This is a genomic window from Streptomyces sp. NRRL B-24572, from assembly GCF_002156145.1.
Lineage (GTDB): Bacteria > Actinomycetota > Actinomycetes > Streptomycetales > Streptomycetaceae > Streptomyces > Streptomyces vietnamensis.
In genome coordinates this window covers 1-509 of record NZ_MWIG01001074.1, presented here as the reverse complement: position 1 = coordinate 509, position 509 = coordinate 1, and the positions used below count along the sequence as shown (strand labels likewise).

Below are 509 nucleotides of genomic sequence, written 5' to 3'. Positions count from 1 at the left end.
CCCGGATCGCCCTCGACACCGTCGTCGATCTGATGAACACCGCGCCCCAGGGCGAACGCGCCGACGAGCTCTCGGACGTCCACGAGCTCCACGACTTCCTCGCCGCGCACAAGGTCAGCGGCGTGGGCGAGCTCGGTCCCGACGACCTGCGCGCCGTGCACGAGGTGCGCGAGAAGTTCGCGGCGGTCTTCTCCGCCCCCGAGGCCCGGATCGCGGCCCCCCTGATCAACCAGCTGGTGGCGGGTGCGGGCACCACCCCCCAGCTCACGGACCACGACGGCTACGACTGGCACGTGCACTACTTCGCGCCGGGCGCCTCGGTGGCCGACCACCTCGCGGCCGACTGCGGCATGGCCCTGGCGTTCATCGTCGTGGCGGGCGAGCAGGAGCGGCTGCGGCGCTGCGAGGCGCCGGACTGCGGCCGGGCCTTCGTGGACCTCTCGCGCAACCGCTCGCGCCGCTACTGCGACAGCCGCACCTGCGGCAACCGTCTGCACGTGGCCGCGTAC

At 73.3% G+C, this 509-nt stretch carries 1 protein-coding gene; it reads left to right on the top strand.

Going from position 1 to position 509, the window contains the following annotated elements:
* The coding region (locus tag CCN56_RS40255) for an ABATE domain-containing protein (protein WP_086832504.1) at positions 1 to 509 on the top strand (509 nt) is incomplete at both ends.